Origin of the sequence: Citrobacter sp. Cf136, assembly GCF_030333815.1 — a bacterium.
Taxonomy (GTDB): Bacteria; Pseudomonadota; Gammaproteobacteria; order Enterobacterales; family Enterobacteriaceae; genus Citrobacter; species Citrobacter freundii.
This window is the reverse complement of the sequence record NZ_JAOWFE010000037.1, coordinates 32,469-51,179: the sequence shown is the minus strand read 5'-3', so window position 1 is coordinate 51,179 and position 18,711 is coordinate 32,469. Positions and strand designations below refer to the sequence as shown.

The following is an 18,711-nucleotide window of genomic DNA, read 5'->3' as shown; positions in this document are numbered from 1 at the left end:
TTATTTTCCTTCGATGGCTTCTTTGATTCCGCTAAGTTGCAGATTCAAAAAAGTCAGACTGCTTTGATAATCCATACTATTTTGTGAAAACCGGGCCTGCTCGGTATTCAGTTCTACGGTATTGCCATCCTCTGAGGGCTGCATCGGCACCCGGTATTTCACGTCAGCCTCAGGCAAAACATTTGTGTGACTTGCCCGTTGCATCTCAGCGGCAAAATCAATATCTTTGGCTTTGAAATTTGGTGTATCGACGTTTGCCAGATTCGCAGTCAGTAGCTCGGTCCTCTCAAGACGTAACTTCACTGCCTGCGGATGTACACCCAATGCCTGCTGAAAACTGATTCCCATTTCTTGCATCACTCCTGCGTAGATATCGCCATTACTAGCAATAACTATGCCAACTTTTAAGTGATTGATGAGAAATGACTTTATGAAACTACCCTCCTACGTAAGGAAGCCTTCTTTCCCCTTTGCCGCGGAGATAATGCTGGCTTTATGCTGCGTCTTACCCGTACATGCCGCCGTCCATCCCATTCAGCACAGCGCCCGGGAACAGATCAACGCACTGGTTCTGACTGCCGCCGGTCATGAAATCGACGCACTGGCGCACAAACAGCAGTGGCAGGACTATCGCTACACGTTCAATATCTATATCCCCTCAGCCGTGAGTACCAGCGCGCTATGCGCGTCGGCGCCACAGATCACCTCCAGTGCCTCCCCAGAGATGGCCTTGTCACGAATGAACTTTATGGTGACCTGCCCAGGCAATGCGGGCTGGAAATATAACGTTGCAGTGCGCCCCGACGTGTCGGTGCCGGTAGTGATGCCAAAGTCGTTGATTGCCCGAGATGCGGTGATTACAGCCGACGACCTGCAGCTTAAAAAATTCAATATCAGCAACCAGCGGGAAGGGTTGATAACAAATATGGATGAAGCAATTGGCCTCACCAGCAAGCGTGCCCTGCAACCGGGTAAACCAATTACCCGTAGCGAGCTGGTTCAGCCCGTATTGGTTAAACGCGACCAGCCAGTGATGATCGTCTCCCATATGGCTGGCATTACCGCCTCAATGCCGGGCGTGGCGTTGAAGAATGGTCGTAAAGGGGATGTGATAAAAATTCGTAATAGCAGCAGCCAGCGGATCATCAGCGGCGTGGTGGACGATACCGGCGTGGTCACCACGCTGATGGCCGAATAGTGCGGGGATTTTTTGTGATGGGATTAAAGTTTTCCTCTATTGCCGCCGCTTTTAGTCAATAACAGATAACCAACCCAACGGAATATGTACGAGGTTGCTATGAAAATTACCCCGAGTCTGCCTGGCAATCGCCCTGCATCGACAACTGAACAGGCACGTGCAGACAAGAGCAGCGTGCAGACGAGCACGTCCAGTTCCGCATCGCTTTCCGCCGATGATATTACTCAGGCGGGATTACAAACGGCGCAGCAAACGCTGAACAGTGATACGCAAAGTGACGTTGATTACGACAAAGTGGCGCAAATGCAGGCCATGCTGGCCTCAGGCGATTTGCAGGTTGATACCGATCAACTGGCTGGGGACATGCTCAGCTTTTTCCAGAAATAAGAGGCTACAACAGTGAGCACCAGGCTACAGCAGGTGAAAACTCTGCTTCAGGGCATTCGTGAAGACGGAACGCGGTATGACGCGCTCAGACACCAGTTGGAACAACAACGTCTGTGTATGATCCGTCGCGACAGCGACGAGCTGCTGGCCATCAATGAACTTATTCAACAGCATTATGAGCAGTTGCAAAACAGCAGCCAACAGCGCCGTTCGATCCTGCAACTGCTGGGCGTAAGCGTCAATCGTGCAGGGATAGAGCAGGTCTTTAGCTGGTTGCCGGGCGTACAGAAAAGTGCCGCAGAGGGCTGGTGGCAAAGCCTTGAGCAAAAAGCGAAACGCTGCAAGGCGTACAACGAAAAAAACGGCGATCTGCTGATCCGCCAGTATGAATTTATTCAGGCTTTTTTAGGTACCGAGCCGGATTTTATTTATCAGCGCTAAACGCCCTTCCCTGACGCGGAAACCTGCTTTCCGCGATTCACCTAACTAATTGATATAAATGAAATTAAAATTCAGGCATGGATATTGCAACGTCATAAACAGATTTTGAATATTGGGATTGCTGAGAACAGATTATGAGTATGATTGATTGTTATGAACCTGACTTTGTCCGGTTGTTTTTATCCCGCCATCCGGATTCCGCTTTACGGGTTAACCTGTGCTGGAAAACGGAAGTGCGTCAGAGTCTGGTCTTAACCGATCCGGCCAGCTGTCAGGCTGTATTAGGCGCTCCCAATACCTTTGTCTTGCATCATTCAAAATGTGCGGCCAACCCGGACAGCCCGGCGCTATCCCCACGCGATCAGGTATTGAATCAATCCGCTCTGCATACCATCACACTTCCAGGTTTATCGCCGGAGCTGCGCCTGTATGCGCTGGGGATCATGCTCTCTTTTTCCGAAAAATGCCCAGGCGATAGTGAAGCGGTGCTGGAAAAGCTGGCATCGTTGCCACAGATCCTCGCAGGCCATGTACAGGAAGGAAAACTGCAGGAGCAATTTGCGCAACTGCCCAGCCTGCCCCAGCTACAGCGTGAATTAATTACCCGTATGGGCGGTTGTGAATTCAATTGGGATCTGCTGCCGGAAAGTACGCGTAAACTCACATTACCTCTGCAGGTCAGCCTGCTGATGCTGCAGGATGCGAACAGTGAAGCCATGCTTCAGCAGCAGTTACAGGATCAGTGGCTGCAGACCTGGGAGCGCCATTTCGCTCAAGAAGCATGGATTTTCAGCAACTATCTGATTTATCGCTTGTACCACGACACCTTCCCACAGCATGAGAGTGAAAGCACACTGCAGCGTTTCTTCTGGCTGGCGGCTGACGTCTTTATGATTCGCACTCTGTTTTGCCTGTGGACGATGGATGATTCTGCGCTAAACCATGACGAAATTTACGCCCTTTTCGCGTTGTTTGAAGCGTGGCGCAACGGCGAGAATGCCCATTCGTTACGTCAGCATATTCTGGACATGCTTCCGGGAGATCCACTGCTCTCGGCGTTCTCCCTGATTACACGTTAGTGCCTGTTGGCCGGGCGAATGCCCGGTCCTTTTTCGAACCGCGAATACACATCACCATGTCTGAATCCTCTAAAGCACGTTCCGCCCTGACTGGCATCGTTAAAACGCTCGACACTGGCCGCGAAAAACCGTTTGTAAGCGTTATCACGCCAACATGGAACCGCGGCGTTTTCTTACCTTATTTGCTGTATATGTTCCGTTATCAGGACTACCCTGCTGACCGGCGGGAACTGGTGATCCTGGATGATTCTCCGCAAAGCCATCAGTCGATCATTGACCGGCTAACGCAGAACCACCCAGAGAAATATAATATTCGTTATATCTACCACCCGGAAAAGCTCGATCTGGGTAAAAAGCGCAATATGCTCAATGCGCTGGCGGTAGGTGAATATATTCTTTGTATGGATGATGATGACTATTATCCAGCGGATAAAATCTCTTACACCATCGACATGATGCAGCGCCACCGGGCGTTGATTTCAGGTTCCGATCAAATCCCCATCTGGTACAGCCACATCAACCGGATATTCAAAACACGCAGCTTTGGCCCACAAAATATTCTCAACGGCACTTTCTGTTACCATCGTAATTACCTGAAGAACCACCGCTATGATGATGAGTGTAATTTAGGTGAAGAAAAGGGATTCACTAACCAGTTCACCGCGAACCCGCTGCAATTGCCGGGTGAACGTACCATTATTTGTATCTCACACAGCCAAAATACGTTCGACAAAGACTTTGTGTTGGGAAGCAGCGAGCCACTGGAAACCCCGCTGGCGCAGGCGATTACCGACCCGATGCTGAAAAACTGGTATCAAAGCCTGCATAACGCTACTCATCATCAACCGATCCAGTGGGATTATATCGATCAGGTGGTGATCGTAAACCTGGACTCACGCCCGGATCGTTTAGCGCACATCCAACAAGAGCTGGGGTTTCTCAATTTCCCAGAGGAAAAGATCACCCGCATTGCCGCGTCAGTTGCCACTAACGGCCAGATTGGTCGCCGTCAATCCCATCTTCGGGCACTCAAGTTGGCACAACAAATGGGATGGAAAAATTACCTGCTGCTTGAAGATGACGCCGTTATTCTGAAACAAGAAAAACATATTCGGGTACTTAGCTCGCTGCTTAATGCCCTGCCTAAATTTCCGTGGGAGGTCATTCTCCTCGGCGGTGAAATTAAACGCGGAAGCATATTAAAAAGCCTGACTGGGATGATTCATGCCCGCGATTGCAATAAGGTGTGCGCCTATCTGGTTAACAACAGCTATTACCCGGTTCTGGCTCAGCAAATGGAATATGACCTTTCAGAGACCCTCGAAGGACAGTGGCAGCCGCTGCTACGTGACGGAAAATGGCTTTCCTGCTATCCGAGTATCTGCTATCAGCGCCCAGGTTATAGCGATATCGAGAAAAAAGAAACCGATAATATTGGCTACTACTTCAATAAAATCAATAAGAAAACCGATGCCGTCAACGCACTGACTGATGCCCCGCTCCCTTCTACTGCCACCCGAACAGATGCTATTGGTTTCTATATGGAAACGTCGCTGCACTACGCGGTCTATCGCCCGATCATAACCGCGCTACAGGCGATGGGGCACACCTGCTCTCTATTGGTCAGCGACAAAATACACGCGTCGTTTCTGGATGAAATGACCGCAACAATTAAAACCATTAACGATCCCCTGTTGGGCGGAACGCGTCTTTCTGCGGTGATTGAGAAACGTCAACGCTTCAAATGTCTTGTCAGCCCTTATTACACCCCGTTACTGAACGGGCTGGCGGATACCCATGTACGGACGATGTATGGACTGGCGAAAGAAGCGTGGAATCATGCCTGGTGGAATGCCTTTTATCATCGCATTCTCTGCTACAGCCACTATAGCCAGCACGCGGTTGATATTGGCGGCAGCGCCAAAGTGGTGGGTAATCCCCGTTTCGATGAATGGCATAACCATACTTACGATACCGCACTGCCAAAAAGCGTGAAGCTAAATGCGAAAAAGCAGACCATCCTGTATGCGCCAACCTATGGCGCGCTAAGCTCGCTCCCCCATTGGGCACAACAGCTCAGCCGATTAAGCCATGAATACAACGTCGTCACCAAACTGCACCATGGCACTCTGCACAGGCCGGAAGAAAGTGCCTCGCTGGTGCTGGCGCAGCGCTACTTAAAAAACCGAATTGACGATCCGCAGCACCTGCTGGCGCTTATGGCGCAGGCAGATTACGTCCTGACGGACAGCAGCGGCTTTATTTTTGATGCCATTCATATGAATAAACGCGTCATTTTACTGAGCTGGCCAGAGATGACCTCGCTGCTGGATGGCCAACAAAGTTTCTCGACCCCAGACAGCGCCGATCAACGTATCCGCGACGTTCTCCCGGTAGCCCAGGATATACAGGCGTTGCGCAGTGCGCTGTCTGATGCATTTGACTGGACTGCGCTTGAAGCACCGTTAGCCGAAATTCGCCACCATTATTGTGATGCGTTTATGGATGGCCAGGCAGGGCAAAGGGCCGCTAAAGAGATCGTGGCATTACTTACGGAAGCAGATAGTGTCCATACAAATGCTCTCTTACATAGTTTACAGAAAAAACTGTTTAACTAATCCCTGATATAAACCAGCTATTAAAACCACCGTTAAATCGGTGGTTTTTTATTTTACTGGGGCGTTTTTTTTATAACAATCTCGATACCGCTTTCCGCAAATGGTGTGCGTGTCTGATCAAATCGAGGAAGCCCTGCTAAGTAGCTATGGTTAAGCAATTCTATTTTTTGAACATCATGCTTTGTAGTTATCGCCTGAATCAATTCCAATACATTTATCGAAACGGGTGACCAACTATTTTTCTTGAAAATACTGAAAGTATGCTTGTGGTCGGAGTTAAAAGTCGATGGCCAAACTTTTTGCTCATACATATCTTCATCAGGAATTGTTATAATGAGATGACCATTTGGTTTAAGTACTCGCATCCAATTATTGATAGCGACAAACGGGTCAACCACATGTTCCAGGCAATGTGCAGAATACACAAAGTCAAAACTATCATCACTAACATTGTCTAAATATTGGGCATCACCTTGTGGTAAGTCATAAACAGTCACAGTTCTCATTAGTGGGAAAAGCGATCGGTAAATACCAATACTGTCAGGCCCACCACCGATATCCAATCCAGCACCTACAAACCAACGAGAAGTAAACCGGGCATCCATGAGTCGGCGATTTACAGACATACTGGTCGTACCCACAACCCCCCGATTAATCAGAAATTGACTGGTAATATCGCCAGGTAAAATTAGAGGTTTGATCACTTCCCCGGCTAAAGCATGTGGCCATAAAACAGCGTATCCGGTGTCTTCAGCATACCAGTATAAGGCGTGTGTATCGGCAAAACTTTCTAATAATTCAATAAACTCACTGGCATTATCGAACCCATGATCGGCATATTCGGGTAAAGAACCACTTGTTACTGCAAAATCTTTTAGATATATTCTACAATCATCAATAATAACGATTGCATTGTCAATTTTACCTCTCAGCACTCGCAACTCGTTAATAAGCGGCAAGCGAATATCTTTATCCCATTCGTCGCTATGATATTTTTCGTTGCAGTAATCAGAACCAGGATAATGCGCATCCAAAAAGACAAGACTACGATGATTTTTCAAAATCCCATTGACTTGTTCCAAATTCAGAAATGATAAACTATCATCGGGAAAAATCGTAATGCTGTCATTTTTTTCTTGTAATGCTTTTTCATATAATGGTTGATAGATCTCACAAGATAGCGCATGATTGAAACCAGCTGATAATGCCATTCGACATGAATTCCCAATACCGTATCCAGTTTCAATCAGATGTGTCACCTGGTGCTCTTCAACAATTCTGTGTAAAGGAAATCGCCCTAAAAAACCCATAATTACTCCATATAATGTAGTTAATTAAACATCTAAAAATTGCCCACATAGCTATCAGAGTTCAAAAATAATTGAATCTGATGCCAAAAATATTCAGCAGTAATTTTCTTCAAACATCGATATTTTTTATCATTTGGACACCAGATAGAAAACTCATCACCTCGTGGTGACATAAATTCTTTACCTAGTTTGTTTTTAAAGAATTGCGGACTCATGATCAGGTGTCCGCATTGACCATACTGGCATCCCGTATCAATACCCATAGCATTCCATCCATACTTTCCATTCCTGTAAGGCAATCGGTATCTGGCCGGAATAATGGAGTACAACCCACAAATTGCGATTGATGTGAGTCCAGCAAGCGCAACTGGGCCAGAGTCGCACGCAACCAGCAACTGACAGCGTTCCATCAGATAAATCATCTCAAGCATAGAGAACTGATTAATGCAATCGATAGCCTCTGGGATATCTATATCCATCATCTTCTTCTCATGATACTTATTATTATCGCTGCCAATAATGATAACTTTCCAGCCTGCAGCAATAAAATATTTCGCGAGCTGATTCCATCCTTTTTCGGTCCACGTCCTATTCGGAGAACCAATATTAGGATGCAATAAAACTATTTTTTCTTTCTGCAATCCATTAACCTGAATAAAATCATCAACATTGCTCTTATCTAATGATACCAATGATATAATAGGCTGTTTATTGCTCAAGGAATGGTTTTGAATATCATCACCGATAAATGCATCCGTCATATGTCGAGATGCAACAATATCTTCCCAGCGGCCAAGAAAATGAAATTTATCTTCCTGACGCGCTATCTCAGCATCAATAATATTTTCTTCTGTCAATGCATTAGCATCCCAATATTGGGAAACCATAGGACTTGAAATGATGAGATCATGATATAATTTATGTGCAATAAAGATAAATTCCTCATCATAATGTTCTCTAAATGCAGTCAGGCAACCTAAAGCGTAGATCGCATCCCCCATAGATCCAGGACAATAGAACAGCCTTTTTTTAAACGAGCCGGTTTTAACACCTCCCAACTCATTTACATAATAATTTTTTTTACTATCGAGATTGATCTGACTAACGTATTTATCAGTCTCCTTTGGTAAGTTTGTTGTTAGCAAAAAGAGAATATTTTTCTCTGGCACTTGATACAGCTCGTCGGAAAAACATCCGGCAACGGTTACAGGTAATATTTGTAAAACCTTTAATAAATTGACGGTGATTAAATCTGGGAGCTTGATCACCATGTAGCCTAACCGACGTAATATTTCACTATCAACTTCCCCATCTTTTTGTTCACGAAAGAGTATAATTTTATCTTTAGTAATCGCACATTCATTTATTGCATGAAGGATAACTTCTACAAGCGCTTCCTGATGTTGTTTTTTCATAGAGGGAAAGCGAGGCGAAGTGCTGAGTAATAGTAGAGATGACGAGCTTATTTTTCTTAATTGAGAATAAATACTAAATGGTATCTTGAATAGCTCCAGAAAATCCGTTATTTTACGCTCATCAACTATCGGCACATTACTACAAGGCAACTTCATTGATTTTTTAAATGCGCTATTCTCCTGTAGATAATATGTTGTTGTTAATACTTTATGCCATGCATACCCGGCAGCAATATTCCAATCCTCTTTTGGTATATGATGGTTTTTATTTAACGCAATATTTATAGCATTAGCATACCCAGAAGTTAATTTATCTAATACATTTACAGGGATTTTTTCAAGTGCAGAAGCAGCAACGAGTTCAGCCATCTCTCCTTCATAAACATGAAGATGGATTAACGACCGAAGAGCATTTAACCTCATTAATAACGGAATAAGTAAATTATAGCTTTCAGCCAGTGCAACATGGATATCTAGTGTCGTTGGCGAGTGTTTAATGAGCACTTGCGATATTTTATCCAGCGCAGACAGTAAAGTTGATTCATTATATTTAAGAACAAGATTTGAATTCTCTCCCAGCCATTTCCCACTCAATTTATCAGAACAAGTAAATAATATATTAACCACTCCATCCATACCTTGAATAAAATTAGACATTTGAAGCGGCAGCGTAACCTCTTTAGTTTCAATGAATAGTCTTATTTTCATATTATTTTATAGATTTGAATTTTGGTTGGTAATTACCTCAATAATCGAGGTGGTGGATATAGATGGTGTTCTGGGGAAATAGACCACCTCGCACAGGTACGACAAACTATCAAAGCGCCCTGCCCAGTCATCGCCCATCACCAGCGTATCGGCGTTAAACTGGCGAATATAGTCCGCTTTTTGCTCCAGCGACTCTTCGAGAAACACGCTGTCCACACATTTCAGTCCGGCAATAATCCCCATGCGATCGCTTTGGCTGTAAACCGGCACTCGGCCTTTTTTCTGCATATTTAGCGCATCTGAAGAGATACCGACAATCAGTCGATCCCCCAACTGCCCGGCACGTTGCAGAATACGCAGATGCCCGATATGAAAAACATCAAACGTGCCGAACGTAATGATCGTTTTCATACCACTCCCAGCGTCTTCTGTCTTAACCAGCACTGCGTAGCAATTTCATCAACGGCTTTTTGCTCTTTTACCTGCGCTTCATTGCTCAGCGCGTAACGCTTATCTGCCAACGTCATAGAGACAATTTTCTCTTCGCAAGCCGCGGCAACCAGATTTTTTTGAATACGCTGCTCTTTGATTTTAGCCAGCGTTTTCTCCTGCTCTTGCCAGGCAATAACCGTGCGTAACGTGCCTTTATATCCGGTCACATTTTTGAGAGACTCAACGGAAGGGACCTCTACGCCAGTGCCGGTTTTTTGAATCAGGTAGCCCAGTGCTTTGATGTTATTGTCAAAGCCGGTACAGACCTGCTGCTGTTTAGCCAGCTGGACCGTCATGTCTTTGACTGATTTATCCCGCAGGCGCTGCAACTGCGCCAGGGTATCGATAATTTGTCGCATGATTATTTACCCTCCGTTTTCTTTGCCTGGGGGAAAAGGGCCTGTAAGCGACTTTGCACCAGCTCAAGTGAGGCGGGTTCACTCACCTCCTGACGCAGGAAACGCTCGATAGCGGGGAACGCTTTGACAGCTTTATCAACGCCGGGATCGGCTCCGGCAACATAGCCCCCCAACGGGATCAGCGGCTTAATTTCCATATAAGCGGCGTAGTTTTGTTTTAGCAGACGAGCCGACTGTTGGTGTTCGTTGGGCGTAACCTGCGTCATGCATCGACTGATCGACTGCCCAATATCGATAGCTGGATAATGCCCGGCTTCCGCCAGCTTACGGGTAAGAACGATATGTCCATCCAACACCGCGCGCGCGCAGTCAACGATCGGATCCTGCTGATCGTCTCCTTCCGCCAGCACCGTGTAAATGGCGGTCATTGAGCCTTCGCTTTCGCTGTTGCCGGCGCTTTCCACAAGCTTGGGGATCATGCCAAACGCCGACGGTGGATAGCCTTTCGTTGCCGGAGGTTCCCCCAGCGACAGCGCAATCTCGCGCTGCGCCATGGCATAACGGGTTAACGAATCCACCAGCAGTAAAACGTGATGTCCGCGATCGCGAAACCAGGCGGCTATAGAGTGGCACAACTCGGTGGCTTTCAAACGCATCAATGGCGACTCATCCGCCGGAGCCGCGACAACGATAGATTTTGCCAACCCTTCCGCGCCCAGCGAGTGATCGATAAATTCCTTCACCTCACGGCCACGCTCACCAATTAACCCCACCACCACGATGTCGGCCTTGGTCTGGCGGGTGATCATCCCCAACAACACGCTTTTTCCCACGCCGCTGCCGGCCATCAAGCCCACGCGCTGGCCTTTGCCGATAGTTAACAACCCGTTGATTGCTTTTACACCCACATCCAGCGGTTGATTCACCGAACGACGCGTGAGGGGGTTGATAGACGGTGCCTGCGGCGGCAGCACATCATTGCCGGTCAGACGGCCTTTGGCATCCAGCGGCTCGCCCAGGCCATTGACCACCCGCCCCAGCCAGCTTTCGCTAATCAGGATCTCCTGAGCTTTTTCCTCGGGGAAAACGCGCGCGCCCGCCATCAGTCCGACGGGGTGTTTGAAGGGCATCAGGTAGGTGATATCACGATTAAATCCCACCGCCTGCGCGTCGATCAGCGTATGGTTGGCGCTTTCAACGCGGCATAACTGGCCCGTTACCAACGGGCAACCCACGCTCTCCAGCAAAATACCGTTCACGCGCACCAGTCGCCCGGCTACCCGAGCTAAAGGGATCGACTCAATGGAACGCAGCGCGTTGTCGAAGCTGGAAAGATCACTCACCCGTCGGCTCCGGCAGCAGCGACTCTTTGAGTGCCGACATACATTGCTCGAGTCGATGCTCGCAGCCAATATCCAGCTCGGATTTATCGGTAATCACCCGGCATTCGCCCGCCTGCAGATCGGGAGATGGCGTCAGTCCCCATGCAGCCACCTTCTCAGGAGCGGCATCTTTAATGCGGTTAAATTCTTCGTTACTCAGCAGCACCTGTAGCGACTCAGGCATCGCCGGAAAGGCTGAAATAGCCTCTTCGACCAGCGATAATAGCTGCGTCGGTTGCAGCGCCAGCTCACAACGAATCACCTGGCGGGTAACCTTTTCAACCAGCTGCAACAGGTCTTCCCGCTGTTTGCGCTGAACGTGCGCCAGATAGTCATTCACTTTGCCGGAGATAGCCTCCAGCGGCTGAGCGGCTCGTTCAAACTGCTTGCGCCCTTCCTGCTGCCCGGCCAGGCTGCCTTCAGTGTATCCCTGACGACGGCCTTCATCGTGTCCCTTCTGATGACCTTCCTGAAAGCCCTGCTCCTGGCCTTCTGTCATCCCTTGTTCAAAACCTTTTTGCAGCCCTTCCTGGAAGCCGTCCATCAGTTGGCGCTGATAATCCGCCGGTGTGATCCCCGGCGTAAGCTGTTCAGCCTGGAGATGGCGCTGGCGAGGGGGAAAACGATGCAGCCGGTAACGACCACGAATGGTTTCAATCGCCATGTGTTACTCCGCCGTCTGTTCAGCAAACAGCTGTAGCTGAATTTCACCCGCTTCCTCAAGCTCGCGGGCAATTCCCATGATTTCACGGCGTATCTGTTCAATACGACTCACCGGAACCGGACCAAGACGTGAGGTTATCGCCTCCAGTTGTTGTACCTGACGCTTAGGCATCACGGCATAAATCGAACGGCGTAACAGCGCTTCGGTACCTTTCAGCGCCACTGCCCAGTCTTCCATCGGCACTTCGTCGAGCAGACGACGGCGCACTTCGTCACTTTGGCGGCTCAGAATAAAGAAGTCGTACATTTCGTCCTGCAACTGTTCGAGAACATCTTCATCGCGTTCGCGCAGCTGATCGAGGATCACCTGTTGGTTCCCCTGGAAGCGGTTAACGATATCTGCGGCCTGCTTGATCCCTTTCACTTTCGAACCATGTTCGGAAAGCACCGACAACCCACGCTCAATCAAGCGATCCAACTCATCCACCACGTCGCGGTTTACATCGTTGAGTTTGGCAACCCGATAAAGGATCTCGTTTTGCACCGACTCATTCATGTAAGACAGTACCGTAGCCGAGATCTCTGGCGTCAAGAAGGCAAGGAATACGGCCTGTAACTGCAAATGCTCTTCTGAGATCAGTATCGCTAGTTGGCGCGGTTCCACCCACTGTAAACGCGCCATCCGCGAACGGATCTCATCGCCGTAAATCCCGTTGATCACGCTACTGGCGATTTCTGTGCCCAGCGCTTTATTGAGGATCCCTTGCAGCATGGAACGCGATGCGCCGTTGATACCACTCTGCTCACGGAATTCATCAAAAAAGTTATTGATCACTTTTTTGGCCATGCTGGTTTTTACCCCAGACAGACGCGCCATGTTTTCACTCAGGCGAACCACCTCTTCGCGGCTGAGTTTTTGCATCACCGTAGCTGCCGCCTCCTCGCCCAGACACAGCAATAAAATTGCGGCCTGTTCCAGGTAGCTGTTGTTGCTGCCGTTATTTATTGTCAATTCGCTCATTGCTGGTAATCCATTGTCTGAGAACTTCAGCTACGCGATCGGTGTCACTCATCGCCAGTTTTTGCAGGAACTCCAGCTTCACTTCCAGACCGGAGCTCTGCGAAGGCAGGCTGTCGTCACCAGGGAAAGAAGGCAGTTCGATATTTTTGCGTTCGTCTTCAGCGGCCGCAAAATGGGGCTTATCCGCAGGAATCGCCATCGGTGCAGCATCCAGCGCCAGCTCTGGTGCTATGGTGCGGCGACGTTCGGCGGTCAAACGCTTCATAACCGGACGTACAACAAACAGCAGCAACAGCAACGCCAGCACGCCGTAGCCAATTAAACGTACCCAGGCCAAAACGCTGTCATCCTTCCATAAGGGGACCACCGGCTCGACGGGAATCGACTGCGGCACAAAATTAAGCAGCGATAAGGACAGATTGTCGCCACGCCTGGCATCAATCCCGGCGGCGTTATTCAACAGCGCCGTCAATTGCGTGGTTTGTTCCGGTTTCCAGTTCTTCAACGCAGGCGCGCTCTGGTTAAGTACCACGGCCACATTTAAACGTTTAATGTCGAAACCGGGATGCTGGATATGTTCAATGCTGCGGTCCCAGGAGTAGTCGCGTTTGTTCTCACTATGCTTTGACAACGCAGCGGGCTGGCGAGGCTCCTCTGGCGCGGTTCCATTGGCGCCATTCGTCACCTGATTTGCCGCCAATGGAGGACGGTTACTCAGCGAGCCGGGGATCCCCATAGCGATCTGGTTGGTATCGCTATCGAGTACCGTTTCTTCACGATTCACCTTTGGTGTGTCGCCGTAATGCTCCTGGGTTTCGTCGATATTGCTCAGATCGAGATCCGGCATCACGCTTACCCGGTAGTTACCAATTCCTACCAGCGAGTCGAGAACATTTGCGAGACTGGCGCGGGTCTTATCCTGGATATCTTTGAGGATCTGGTCGCGCTTACGCGTCGCCGCAGAAACCGCTTCACCCGCGCCAATACCATCGGACAATAAATTCCCCGCCTGGTCGACAACGCTGACCTGCGCAGCTTTCAAATCAGGCACGCTGCCGGATACCAGGTGCACGATGGCATTCACCTGGTCGAGATCCAGCTTGCTGCCATAATGCAGACGCACCACCACCGAGGCGCTGTTTTGCGGCTCGTCGCTGACGACAAAGGAACTCTCTTCATTGAGCGCCAGATGCACTCGGGCGCTCTCTACGGCATCCAGCGTCATAATGCTTTGCGCCAGTTCGCCTTCCAGGCTCCGCTTATAGCGAATGTTCTGCACAAACTGGCTGGCGCCCAGCACTTCGTCTTTGTCCATCAGCTCATAGCCGCTGGGCAGCATGGCCTGCACGCCTTTCGCCGCCAGCGTCATTCGCGTTTTAGACAAAGTCTCTTCCGGAACCAGAATTTGTCCGCTTTGCGGATCGATGCGGTATTCCAGTTTTTCACCATCCAGCACGGTGACTATCTGCGAAACCGGGATATTCTCCTGGCTACCGTAAAGCGAAACATAGCCGTGGTTGCCATTCCACAACACGCTGACAATAATGGCGGTGGCCGCAATAGCCGCTGCCGCCAGTAATGCCAGGCGTTTATTACCATCCAGCCTGAAAGAGAACGAGGGTAAAAACTGAGTTACTTTTTTTATTAGTTCATTCATAGCGTTAGACTGACATGCTCATCAGGTCGTTGAATCCGGAAGCGACTTTATTACGTACCTGCACCAGCGCGGAAAACGATAACGATGCCTGCTGACTGGCGATCATCGCCCCCGCCAGGTCATCGCTTTTCCCCATCTCGATGGCCGTTTGTTTTTGCTCTGCGACCTGCTGAAATTGATCAACATGGTTGAGCGCGCCCTGCATAACACGGTCAAACGAAACCGGAGATGATGCAGACTGCGCACCCACGGCGTTAATCTGCATCGGCGAAAGGACAGGGGCTTGTGCGACCGCTTTCATCTGCTGCATGTCCTGCATCATTTGCGTCTGCATCGTACTGGCTGGGGCTATCGTATTTATGCTCATGACCTACTCTTAAAATTAGAAAAGCGTTCTCGGTACCACAGACTGATTCAGGAAAAGATTTCTATTCCCTGTTTTCGCATTGATGCCAGACGATAACGAAGCGCACGTGGAGTAATTCCTAATAAATCAGCGATTTTGGTTTTATTACCCTGATATTTGCGCATCAGGTCAGCGATATATTGATATTGCGCGCTGCGACCATGCTGGCCCAGATTGTCGCTGGTGGTGATTTGCGCAGAGGGTTTTGGCTGCCATTGCGGCTCGCTCCAGGAATCGGACTCAATGGACGGCAGACCTAAGGTATCGGGATAAATAACGCCATCACGATTAAGGATCATTCCTCGCTGAATGGCGTTCTCAAGCTGGCGAACGTTACCCGGCCACGCATAGCTCAGTAATGCCCGGCGTGACGATTCAGAAAGCTTGATATTTTTTACCAACACCGTGGAATATTTTTTAATAAAGGATTCCGCCAGCGGAATAATGTCTTCCATACGCTCGCGCAACGGTGGCATGGTCAACGGAATCACTGACATGCGATAATAGAGATCTTCTCTGAAGCGTCCTGCGGCAACCTCTTCTTCAAGATTCTTATTGGTGCAGGCGATTAAACGGAAATTCAGTTTGATTATACGGTTACTGCCTAAACGCTCAACCTGTTGTTCCTGTAATACACGCAGTATTTTGGCCTGTAGCGCCAAAGGCATGTCACCGATCTCATCCAGCAGTAATGTACCATTATTGGCTAATTCCATCTTTCCCGGTACGGTGGCCACCGCCCCGGTAAACGCCCCTTTATCATAACCAAAGAGCGTTGCTTCAAGCATATTTTCAGGAATAGCGGCGCAATTCACGCCGATATAAGGCGCTGAAGCCTCCTGCGCAAATGCAATCGAGTGGATAAATTTGGCGATACATTCTTTACCCGTACCGGTTTCGCCATGGATAAGTACAGGAACATTAAAAGCAGCAATACGCCTTGCCATTGAAAAAACATTAATGCTTGAGGCTGCTTCGGCAATAAGTTCAAACATGATTATTTACACTTAGAAGTAAAGTTAACATCCGTTACGAGAAATATACAAATCATTCCAAAGCACAATCATCGAATAATAGATATCGCCCGTGCCATGTCTTAATCCCATCCTTGCTCATGTTTTACCACCCCATCAAAGGGCAGCCCTATTGAAGACTATTTTCAAATAGGGTTTTTCCTAAAAAAATACTAACACCAGTACCATTAACAATCTCAAATTAAAAGATAATAAAAACATTATTCATTTAAAAACAATACATTACGTTAGTGATAGCATAAAAAACAGACATAAGGGGGAAGCCTAATCTGCGACAAGCAGTAAGCGAGAAACATCACGTATATGTAATTAATTATTTTTTAATTACAACCTAACGCCATTAATAACTTGCAGAGGAGAGGGGTAAAATATCTAATATCCAGCCCTACTCCATAGACGTGAGTGGGTACGGTATTTCGTATCTAATGGACTTCAACACTATGAGAATAGCGTCAAGGATGAACAATAAATTAAGCGAATTTGTATTTCTTTTGATAACCGCGGGATTTGATATCAATTCAACCGCCCCAGAAATTACAGCTGAGAAAGCGTACCATGCTGAAATATAGTCAAACGCCCGGAATCTTTAAACTTGAAGGAAACCGGCTTGGACGTCCATATCATCGTCTGCCGACTATGTTTACGGGAAGTTTTGATACAATTGAATCACATCTTGGAAACTACTTCCTGAAAAAACATCGCACAAATATAACACTTAAAAAAATACACTGTGAGATGGATGTTATCAATAAAAGTGCGGAATTATTAGTTTCTCAGGTTGGGCATCTGGCCTTTGATATCGACCGCGCATTATTGTTAATGTTATTAGGTAACTTTTATGGATTGGCATCATCTCTCGCCGACGAGAAGTCACAGGATGATTTACCAACCAAAACAGAAATCCGGTTGCGAAGCAGACTGGCGCTGGATATTTGTAATACCATTTTTAATAAAAATATATCCGGTATTCCACTGACACTCAAACCCGACAGCAGCACCATACAAACCCACTGGGCTTATCAGCTTACATTTGTATTAGGTGATGATGAGAATTGCAGTTTCCGCATCTTACTGGACGATTCGCATACCGATTACATTCTGAATTTAATCCGCCATAGCGAGCACGGCGAGAAAAAAAAGCAGATTGATAAAGCCAGCGCTGAGACGCGTAAAAAAACGCTGATCAAAGAAATTATCCATACGCTGCCGCTAACCATGAACGTGAAGATTGCAGAAATTCCGCTGAATGTTGCCGACCTGACGACGATTAAACCCGGCGATATTTTACCGATTGCGATGCCTGATACTTTTCCTGTGTATATCGGGAAATCCGAATTATTTAATGCCCTGATCGTAGAGGATAAAGACAAACTGTTTTTGTCCGAATTAACGAGCAAGACGGAGAAATCCTATGAGTAAGCCAGAAGATATTTTAGAGCAAGGTTTCGAGTTAGCCCCCGAAGCGACTACGCCACCCGCGCCGTCTGTTACAGAAAAGCTGGTGGCGCGTTTAGAAGACCGTTTTTCCGAGTCGATGTCATTACTCAAACGTATTCCGGTCACGCTAACGCTGGAAGTTTCGTCCGTGGAGGTGATGCTGGCCGACCTGCTGAACATTGATGACGACACCGTCATTGAGATGGATAAACTCGCCGGTGAACCGCTGGATATTAAGGTCAATAATATCCTGCTAGGTAAGGCTGAAGTGGTTGTGGTTAACGAAAAATATGGCCTGCGCGTCCTTGAATTCAACACGCATGAAATCAACGACCTTGCACCATGAAACGCGCGCCAACACTCACGCTCTTACTGGGTATCTCGTTACTCATCCTTTCTCCCTTTGCCTGCGCGCAAGGGGGAGATATCCCGTTGCTGAATGTGATTTCGCACGGAAATAGCCAAGAGTACAGCGTAAAAATCCAGGTCCTGATCCTGATGACCTTGGTGGGCATTCTGCCTACCCTGGTGCTGATGATGACCTGTTTTACCCGTTTTATTATTGTTCTTTCCCTGCTGCGTCAGGCGTTAGGGCTGCAACAAACGCCGCCGAACCGCATATTGATTGGCATTGCGCTGTCGTTAACCATGCTGGTGATGCGCCCAATCTGGCTCAATATTTACGATCATGCCGTTGTCCCTTTTGAAAACGATCAAATCACGCTCCCCGACGCGCTAAGCACTGCCGCCTCGCCGTTGAAGCGCTTTATGCTGGCGCAGACCAATAAAAAAGCGATTGCGCAGATCATGGAGATCGCCAACGCGAAAGGGAATGCAGTCGATCAGGATCTCTCCATTATCGTTCCCGCCTATGTGCTAAGCGAACTCAAAACCGCCTTCCAGATAGGTTTCATGATTTACATTCCGTTCCTGGTGATCGACCTGATCGTCGCCAGCGTACTGATGGCGATGGGGATGATGATGCTGTCACCGCTGATCGTTTCGCTGCCCTTTAAGCTAATGCTGTTTGTGCTTATTGATGGCTGGGCGCTGACCGTTGGGACGCTAACCTCCAGCATTCGCGGTCTGGGACTGGGCTAACGG

19 protein-coding genes are annotated in these 18,711 nt (G+C 48.1%); 8 read left to right on the top strand and 11 right to left on the bottom strand.

Features of this window, described 5'->3' with window-relative positions; translation table 11 throughout:
• Nucleotides 1-348, bottom strand: coding sequence for a flagellar basal body rod protein FlgB (flgB, locus tag OGV98_RS14105; RefSeq protein WP_003838822.1), 348 nt, complete (start codon nt 346-348; stop codon nt 1-3).
• Between the two features lie 82 nt (nt 349-430).
• Between flgB and flgA the strand changes: the two genes are divergently transcribed.
• From flgA to OGV98_RS14080, 5 genes are all read left to right on the top strand, one after another.
• Complete coding sequence (gene flgA, locus OGV98_RS14100; protein WP_149911839.1) at nt 431-1,198, top strand: flagellar basal body P-ring formation chaperone FlgA; 768 nt, start codon at nt 431-433, stop codon at nt 1,196-1,198.
• 99 nt (nt 1,199-1,297) lie between these two features.
• Nucleotides 1,298-1,585, top strand: a complete 288-nt coding sequence (gene flgM / locus OGV98_RS14095; RefSeq protein ID WP_003838827.1) for a flagellar biosynthesis anti-sigma factor FlgM — start codon at nt 1,298-1,300, stop codon at nt 1,583-1,585.
• Nucleotides 1,586-1,597: 12 nt separating this feature from the next.
• Nucleotides 1,598-2,026: a flagellar protein FlgN gene (flgN, locus tag OGV98_RS14090; protein ID WP_003843816.1), complete on the top strand. Its 429-nt coding sequence runs from the start codon at nt 1,598-1,600 to the stop codon at nt 2,024-2,026.
• A 134-nt stretch (nt 2,027-2,160) separates the two neighbouring features.
• Nucleotides 2,161-3,105: a hypothetical protein gene (locus OGV98_RS14085; protein WP_049001941.1), complete on the top strand. Its 945-nt coding sequence runs from the start codon at nt 2,161-2,163 to the stop codon at nt 3,103-3,105.
• 56 nt (nt 3,106-3,161) lie between these two features.
• Nucleotides 3,162-5,723 carry a glycosyltransferase gene (locus OGV98_RS14080; RefSeq protein WP_202580754.1) on the top strand — a complete coding sequence of 854 codons (2,562 nt, stop codon included), beginning with the start codon at nt 3,162-3,164 and terminating at the stop codon, nt 5,721-5,723.
• Between the two features lie 53 nt (nt 5,724-5,776).
• Here OGV98_RS14080 and OGV98_RS14075 read toward each other — a convergent pair whose 3' ends face one another.
• The 10 genes from OGV98_RS14075 to OGV98_RS14030 are packed head-to-tail and all read right to left on the bottom strand — an operon-like array spanning nt 5,777 to nt 16,131.
• On the bottom strand, nt 5,777-7,033 hold the full coding sequence (locus OGV98_RS14075) for a methyltransferase domain-containing protein (RefSeq protein ID WP_003843821.1): 1,257 nt from the start codon (nt 7,031-7,033) through the stop codon (nt 5,777-5,779).
• Nucleotides 7,034-7,065: 32 nt separating this feature from the next.
• Nucleotides 7,066-9,105, bottom strand: coding sequence for a glycosyltransferase family 9 protein (locus tag OGV98_RS14070; RefSeq protein ID WP_202580755.1), 2,040 nt, complete (start codon nt 9,103-9,105; stop codon nt 7,066-7,068).
• A gap of 57 nt (nt 9,106-9,162) precedes the next feature.
• The gene (locus tag OGV98_RS14065; RefSeq protein WP_003838838.1) at nt 9,163-9,567 is read right to left on the bottom strand and encodes an FAD synthase family protein; all 405 of its coding nucleotides are present in this window, start codon (nt 9,565-9,567) and stop codon (nt 9,163-9,165) included.
• The gene (gene fliJ, locus OGV98_RS14060) at nt 9,564-10,007 is read right to left on the bottom strand and encodes a flagellar export protein FliJ (RefSeq protein WP_003838841.1); all 444 of its coding nucleotides are present in this window, start codon (nt 10,005-10,007) and stop codon (nt 9,564-9,566) included. The genes OGV98_RS14065 and fliJ overlap by 4 nt, the downstream gene beginning before the upstream one ends.
• Nucleotides 10,008-10,009: 2 nt before the next feature.
• Nucleotides 10,010-11,350 carry a flagellar protein export ATPase FliI gene (fliI, locus tag OGV98_RS14055; protein ID WP_003843825.1) on the bottom strand — a complete coding sequence of 447 codons (1,341 nt, stop codon included), beginning with the start codon at nt 11,348-11,350 and terminating at the stop codon, nt 10,010-10,012.
• Entirely contained in the window at nt 11,343-12,053 is a 711-nt protein-coding gene (gene fliH / locus OGV98_RS14050) for a flagellar assembly protein FliH (protein ID WP_003838845.1), read from the bottom strand. The genes fliI and fliH overlap by 8 nt, the downstream gene beginning before the upstream one ends.
• A 3-nt stretch (nt 12,054-12,056) precedes the next feature.
• The gene (locus OGV98_RS14045) at nt 12,057-13,073 is read right to left on the bottom strand and encodes a flagellar motor switch protein FliG (RefSeq protein ID WP_003838846.1); all 1,017 of its coding nucleotides are present in this window, start codon (nt 13,071-13,073) and stop codon (nt 12,057-12,059) included.
• Nucleotides 13,051-14,730, bottom strand: a complete 1,680-nt coding sequence (fliF, locus tag OGV98_RS14040; protein WP_202580756.1) for a flagellar basal-body MS-ring/collar protein FliF — start codon at nt 14,728-14,730, stop codon at nt 13,051-13,053. Before fliF ends, OGV98_RS14045 begins: the two co-directional genes overlap by 23 nt.
• A gap of 4 nt (nt 14,731-14,734) precedes the next feature.
• Nucleotides 14,735-15,097, bottom strand: a complete 363-nt coding sequence (gene fliE / locus OGV98_RS14035) for a flagellar hook-basal body complex protein FliE (RefSeq protein ID WP_016149599.1) — start codon at nt 15,095-15,097, stop codon at nt 14,735-14,737.
• 47 nt (nt 15,098-15,144) lie between these two features.
• Nucleotides 15,145-16,131 carry a sigma-54 interaction domain-containing protein gene (locus tag OGV98_RS14030; RefSeq protein WP_044714449.1) on the bottom strand — a complete coding sequence of 329 codons (987 nt, stop codon included), beginning with the start codon at nt 16,129-16,131 and terminating at the stop codon, nt 15,145-15,147.
• Between the two features lie 594 nt (nt 16,132-16,725).
• Here OGV98_RS14030 and OGV98_RS14025 point away from each other — a divergent pair.
• Genes OGV98_RS14025 through fliP form a run of 3 tightly spaced genes read left to right on the top strand, consistent with a single transcriptional unit; the run spans nt 16,726 to nt 18,708 of the window.
• Entirely contained in the window at nt 16,726-17,589 is an 864-nt protein-coding gene (locus tag OGV98_RS14025) for a FliM/FliN family flagellar motor switch protein (protein WP_003838855.1), read from the top strand.
• A complete protein-coding gene (locus OGV98_RS14020; protein ID WP_003838856.1) occupies nt 17,582-17,953 on the top strand; it encodes a FliM/FliN family flagellar motor switch protein in 372 nt (123 codons plus the stop codon). Before OGV98_RS14025 ends, OGV98_RS14020 begins: the two co-directional genes overlap by 8 nt.
• Nucleotides 17,950-18,708 carry a flagellar type III secretion system pore protein FliP gene (gene fliP / locus OGV98_RS14015; protein ID WP_049001917.1) on the top strand — a complete coding sequence of 253 codons (759 nt, stop codon included), beginning with the start codon at nt 17,950-17,952 and terminating at the stop codon, nt 18,706-18,708. Before OGV98_RS14020 ends, fliP begins: the two co-directional genes overlap by 4 nt.
• Nucleotides 18,709-18,711: the final 3 nt, after the last annotated feature.

Bases quoted from the DNA above. Each gene is read 5' to 3' on its own strand.
- fliP (WP_049001917.1), top strand. From the start codon at position 17,950: ATGAAACGCGCGCCAACACTCACGCTCTTACTGGGTATCTCGTTACTC.
- fliJ (WP_003838841.1), bottom strand. From the start codon at position 10,007: ATGCGACAAATTATCGATACCCTGGCGCAGTTGCAGCGCCTGCGGGAT.
- flgB (WP_003838822.1), bottom strand. From the start codon at position 348: ATGGGAATCAGTTTTCAGCAGGCATTGGGTGTACATCCGCAGGCAGTG.
- flgA (WP_149911839.1), top strand. From the start codon at position 431: ATGAAACTACCCTCCTACGTAAGGAAGCCTTCTTTCCCCTTTGCCGCG.
- OGV98_RS14020 (WP_003838856.1), top strand. From the start codon at position 17,582: ATGAGTAAGCCAGAAGATATTTTAGAGCAAGGTTTCGAGTTAGCCCCC.
- OGV98_RS14080 (WP_202580754.1), top strand. From the start codon at position 3,162: ATGTCTGAATCCTCTAAAGCACGTTCCGCCCTGACTGGCATCGTTAAA.
- flgM (WP_003838827.1), top strand. From the start codon at position 1,298: ATGAAAATTACCCCGAGTCTGCCTGGCAATCGCCCTGCATCGACAACT.
- OGV98_RS14085 (WP_049001941.1), top strand. From the start codon at position 2,161: ATGAGTATGATTGATTGTTATGAACCTGACTTTGTCCGGTTGTTTTTA.
- OGV98_RS14075 (WP_003843821.1), bottom strand. From the start codon at position 7,033: ATGGGTTTTTTAGGGCGATTTCCTTTACACAGAATTGTTGAAGAGCAC.
- fliH (WP_003838845.1), bottom strand. From the start codon at position 12,053: ATGGCGATTGAAACCATTCGTGGTCGTTACCGGCTGCATCGTTTTCCC.
- OGV98_RS14065 (WP_003838838.1), bottom strand. From the start codon at position 9,567: ATGAAAACGATCATTACGTTCGGCACGTTTGATGTTTTTCATATCGGG.
- fliF (WP_202580756.1), bottom strand. From the start codon at position 14,730: ATGAATGAACTAATAAAAAAAGTAACTCAGTTTTTACCCTCGTTCTCT.
- OGV98_RS14045 (WP_003838846.1), bottom strand. From the start codon at position 13,073: ATGAGCGAATTGACAATAAATAACGGCAGCAACAACAGCTACCTGGAA.
- fliE (WP_016149599.1), bottom strand. From the start codon at position 15,097: ATGAGCATAAATACGATAGCCCCAGCCAGTACGATGCAGACGCAAATG.
- OGV98_RS14070 (WP_202580755.1), bottom strand. From the start codon at position 9,105: ATGTCTAATTTTATTCAAGGTATGGATGGAGTGGTTAATATATTATTT.
- OGV98_RS14025 (WP_003838855.1), top strand. From the start codon at position 16,726: ATGCTGAAATATAGTCAAACGCCCGGAATCTTTAAACTTGAAGGAAAC.
- OGV98_RS14030 (WP_044714449.1), bottom strand. From the start codon at position 16,131: ATGTTTGAACTTATTGCCGAAGCAGCCTCAAGCATTAATGTTTTTTCA.